At 53.4% G+C, this 294-nt stretch carries 1 pseudogene; it reads left to right on the top strand.

What is annotated here, in order from left to right:
- Nucleotides 1-294 (top strand): annotated as a pseudogene (locus tag HMPREF2698_RS13540) (HNH endonuclease); the annotation flags it as partial.

The following is a 294-nucleotide window of genomic DNA, read 5'->3' as shown; positions in this document are numbered from 1 at the left end:
TCATCGTCACCCTCAACGAGCTCGACCAGATCATTAACGGCGAGGGTGATGAAATCGAGCTCAACTTGACTAATGGTGGGCGCATAACCGGGGCAGAATTCCTCACCCACAAGTTTGCCGAAATAGGGTATGCCACCATCGTGCACCCCATTGAAGGACCCATCGACACCTTCCGGCTAGAGCGTGGAGCAAACTTCAAACAACGCCTTACCCTGCACGCTGAATTCCACACGTGTGCAAGACCAGGCTGTAACAAGCCCGCTGATTACTGCCAAGTCCATCATTTGGTGCCCT

The sequence above is a fragment of the Corynebacterium sp. HMSC072A02 genome (assembly GCF_001810085.1).
Taxonomy (GTDB): Bacteria; Actinomycetota; Actinomycetes; order Mycobacteriales; family Mycobacteriaceae; genus Corynebacterium; species Corynebacterium hesseae.
This window is presented reverse-complemented; position numbering and strand designations above follow the sequence as displayed.